At 71.1% G+C, this 4,539-nt stretch carries 3 protein-coding genes; all 3 read right to left on the reverse strand.

Annotated elements, in window-relative coordinates; all coding sequences use genetic code 11:
- Positions 1-704: hypothetical protein (locus D2N39_RS22240; protein WP_147373547.1), on the reverse strand; the 704-nt coding region annotated here is incomplete at its 3' end.
- On the reverse strand, positions 701-949 hold the full coding sequence (locus tag D2N39_RS22245; RefSeq protein ID WP_119136897.1) for a hypothetical protein: 249 nt from the start codon (positions 947-949) through the stop codon (positions 701-703). The genes D2N39_RS22245 and D2N39_RS22240, both read right to left, overlap by 4 nt.
- Before the next feature lie 41 nt (positions 950-990).
- Positions 991-4,539, reverse strand: a 3,549-nt coding sequence (locus tag D2N39_RS23215; protein WP_199725344.1) for a hypothetical protein, incomplete at its 5' end; no start/stop codon positions are given.

A 4,539-nucleotide genomic window follows, 5' to 3' on the forward strand; every position in this document is an offset into this window, starting at 1 on the left:
AGGCCGTAGAGCCGCATTCCGGCGAAGAGGCCCGCGCCGTCACGGGCGCCGATCATCAGCCCGGCGTTCAGGGCGGTCATCACGCCGGGGGGAGTTTCGGCCGCCACCTGCACCCCGTTCACCCGCATGACATGGGTTCCGGTCGCGGCCAGCGAGGTCAGCACGGCGGTATGGGGTGCCGGGAAGCTGGCGGGGCTGGTCAGCAGGCTTTGCGCCGTGCTGCTGTGGGCGCGGGTGCCATAGGTGGCGGCGCCATTGCCGCCCGGCGCGAACTGCGCAATCCCGCCCGGCGTCGTCCATTGCGGCCGATGCTCGACCACGGCGCCCAGCGTGCTGTCACCGGCCTTGCGGATCACCGAAATCACCGTCCGGCCCGCCGCGCCCAGCGGGAAGGCATTGACCGTCATGCGGTCATTCACCCCGTCGAAGAGCAGATATGCACGGCCGCTGGCGTCGCGCTGCCAGAGCGGGCGGGCATCGGAAAGGGCTTGTGCGGCGTGATTGCCGCCGCCGCCCAGATCAAGGATCAGGCCGACCGGCTGGCCGGGCGCGGTGACGGGCAGCGTGCCCGCCGCATCCTGACGCAGTGCGGACTGCTGCGCCGGATCGAACCAGAGCCCGCTCCGCCCGCCAGCGAACAGGCTGCGCAGGCTGTCGGCCTCTGCGCGCCAGTGCCAGGCCGCAGGCGAGAGGTCCATCTTCATTGGTGCAGCTCGCGCTGGATCAGCACATCGACATCCGGGGTGGTCGCGCAGCGCCAGCGGACGGTCTGGCCTGCACGGAAGATCCGCACCTCGCCCTGCTCCAGCCGGATGCCGCGCAGGTCATCATCGCCCGAGGGCGCCTCGACCGTCAGCAGGACGGCGCGGCCATAGGCGCGGTTCTGCCAGATCTCGTCCTGGACGAGCGTGGCCGATTGCCAGCTGGCGGTTGCGGTGATCAGGGGCATGGTGGCGTCCTTTCGGTTGCGGATCGGGTACGGGACATCGGTTACGGGGCTGCGAGGGGTGCCGTGACCACGCTGCGCAGCGGCAGGCCCGGCAGGCGGCCATGGGCCTGGGCGTCGCGGATCGTGTGGCCCGCGCGCTGGTCGGATGCGAAGCCTGCGGGCAGGACCAGGCGGGCGGCGGTCAGGTTGGTGTTGGTCTCCAGCGTGATGGTGCCCGCCGCCCGGTTCAGGACACCGCGCAGGATCGGGATCCGGGTCGCCAGATTGGCACCGCCGAGCAGCTGGAAGCCCCAGGGCGTCGGGCCGCTGGCGATGTCGCCCCAGTCGCCGGGCGGCAGGTGCAGCCCGGCCGGAAGCGTGAGCACGGCGGCCCGGAAATCGCTGGCCGAGCGCAGCGTGGCGCTGACGATCTGCGGCCCGAGGCTGTTGGTCTGCCCCCGCATCACATTCGCCCAGGCCCGCGCCAGCCGATAGGCCAGATGCAGGTGCCCCATGCCGTTCAGATGCACATTGCCCGCCGCGCGCGGGATGTCATAGCTGTCGGCCCCGAAATAAGCCTCGGCCGTTTCGTCGATCGCGCGTTGCCAGGCCCAGCGGACGGCGGAGGCCCCGACCGGCCAGCTGTCGCCCGCATCCCAGGCGCCCAGCTGCATGACGATGATCTTCGGCGCCACCGCCCCCAGCGACACCAGATGGGCCAGCTGCGCCGCCCAGAGCGCCTTGATCCCGGTCAGCAGCTGCGCGACCGCATAGGTGCCTGCCTGCATCGCCGCCGCATCCGCCTCGCCCTGTGCAAAGAAGATGCAGCCGGGCACCGGCTGACCCGCCGCCACGGCGGCATTCACCGCCGCCTTCCATGCGGTCAGCGCCGGCCCCTCGCTGCCTGCAAGGGACCACCAGTTGTTCGGGGCGGTCAGGATCGACGATCCCCCCGTCGCGCCGTTGATCCAGAAAAGGTCCGGCGACAGCGCGGATTGCATCCATGTGCCATCGCGCAGCGCGCGGGCGAACGCCCCCGGAAGCCCGCGCTCGAACCCCAGCGACAGCTGGCTTTGCCCCGCCAGAACGATGCTGGCCTCGCGCAAAGGCTCCGGCCCGCCCTGCCAGGTCAGGACCGTGCCTGCCAGCGGTTCAAGGATCACGCCCTCGGTGGCATTCTCGGACAGCCGCGTGATCCGTGCGGCGCCACCGGCGGGCAGGATCGCGGTCTGCATGCCGGGCTGCCCGGCGAAACTGCGGCCATGCCCGGCGAAGATCCGCGCGCCTTGCGGACAGCTGCCCGCAGGCGCGCTGATCACCACCTCGCTGCTGTCGGTCATGTAGGAGCAATCGACCTCGGGCTGCTGGCGCAGGCGCAGGCCCTTGATGCGATAGGTCACATCCACCACCTCGCCCGGCCCGGTGACCAGCACCAGGGCGAAGAAGGTCAGCCGCGCGGTCGGCTGGTCGATGATCTGGGTCATCGTCCGGGTCACGTCGCTGGTGGTGTTGAGCGCGGCCGAGCGCACCACGTCATTGAGAGAGACATTGGCGGCGTCCCGCTCGTTTTGCAGGAGTTGCAACCCCGGCCCGCTGCCGCCGGTCGGCGCTGTGCCGTTGATCACCCGCGCGGTGATCGCGGCATCGAAGCGGCGGCCGGGAATGGTGCGGAAGGTGAAGGGCGAGAAGCCGATATGATGCTCTCCGCCGGTCGAGGTGCCCGCGATCCTGACATCGACATAGGGCACCCCGGCCTCGGTGCCGCTGCCCTCCAGTGTCGCGGTGGTGCCGTTCGAGCTTTGCGACGCGGCCCAGCCGGTCACGAAATCCGGCAGCAGATCGGCGCCCTGCAGCACGAGGCCGGACTGCCGGAACGGCCCGCCCAGTTGCAGCGGCCAGGCGGCGGGCACCACCCAGGGGGCGCCGCCCAGATCCTCATCCGGCACGGCGAGGCTGGCGGTGGCCAGCGCCAGCGCCTCGGCCCGCAGGCCCGGCCGGGCCAGACGGGTCAGCGGATCGGTCTCGGCGGGCGGCTCCGCATAGACCACCGGCAGCCCATGCGGATTGTAGAACCGCCCGCGCTGCGACCAGCCGACCGGGATCTGCGCCGCCCCGAAGCGGGCAATCAGCCCGCCGGTCTGGCGCAGAACCTTCGGATCGGCGGCCAGATCGATCCAGTAGGTATAGGCCTCGCCCAGATCGGTGGTGTCCGCGGTGGAGAAGGTCATCTCCCAGTGGCTGCCGCTGGTCGGGGTGATGTCGAACGGCCCTTCGGAGGCATCGACCGGATCGCCCGTGTCAGGCAAGGCCACCCGCAGGCGCGGGAAGCGAACCACGGTGCCGGTGATCTCCACCTTGCCGCCACGGCGGTCATCGGAGGAGACGAGCACCCGGGCATGTGCCGCGCGGATCTCGCCGATCCGCGCGGCATTGGCCTGCTGGAAAGCTGCGCCATCTGCCTTGTCGGCCAGCGCCAGTGCCACCTCTGTCACGCTGGGCACCTGCAGCGCGGTGCGGGCGGCGGCCGGGTCGGTCAGGTCGGACAGGTTGGCGGCCTTCGAGAGCCGCGCGCCCACGGCGGTCAGGATCGTGGTGGCGAAGTTCGGATCGTCGCCAAGCGCGGCCGCCAGTTCGTCGAGCGTGTTCAGCGCGCCCGGCGCGGCATTGACCAGCGCGGCGAGTGCGGCATCCACCGCCACCTTGACGAAGGCGGTGGTGGCCAGCCTCGTGCTGTCATTGCCCGGTGCCTGCGTCGGTGCTGTCGGGTTGCCGGTCAGCGCAGGGCTGGCCAGCGGTGCCCTGGCGTCCAGCGCATCCTCCAGCCCTGCGATGTCGCGCGGCCCGACCGCACCCTTGAGGCGCAGCACCGGCGGGCTGACGCTGTGCAACACCATGTCGTAGCGGGTCGATCCGCGCAGTTCGCCGGGATCGAGCGCCCCGCCCGAGCGGCGCTTGACGGTGCAGGCAAGGCTGGTGCCGCCATTGACCATCGTCAGCACCGGATCGGCGGCGGTATTGTCCTCGAGCCACAGCACCTGCACCGGCTGCGGCACCGCGAAGGGGATATGGGCCTGCGCCGCGGGCACATTGGCGGTCACGGCCTGCGCCGTGCCGGTCGATCCGGTCAAGCGCAGGATCGAGCCGGATTGTTCGGCCGCCTGCCGGGCGGTGACCTCGTCCGAGATCGCGGTGAGGATCGTAGTGGCGAAGTTCGGGTCATTGCCGAGGGCGGCGGCCAGTTCGTTCAGCGTGTCGAGGGCACCGGGCGCGGCATTGACCAGCGCCGTGAGCGCGGCCGTCAGTGCCACCTGCACGAAGGCCGTGCTGGCTGCCTGCGTCGTATTGGTGCCGGGCCCGGCCGTGGGCACGGTGGGCGTGCCGGTCAGAGCGGGGCTGTCCAATGGCGCCTTGGCGGCCAGCGCGGCAGAGGCAAAGCTGGCGATCGGCAGCGACCCGATCCGCGACCAGCTTCCGGCGCCCGAGGCCCCGACCTTGCGATAGACACCGCGTCGCGCCTCGATGCTGTCACCCCAGACGGCCGAGAGAACCCCTTCGGCCCAGTCCAGATCGGCATAGAGTTCGTCGCGGGTCTCATAGTTCGGCCCGGCGGT

The organism is Gemmobacter lutimaris (genome assembly GCF_003570715.1).
Classification (GTDB): Bacteria; Pseudomonadota; Alphaproteobacteria; order Rhodobacterales; family Rhodobacteraceae; genus Gemmobacter; species Gemmobacter lutimaris.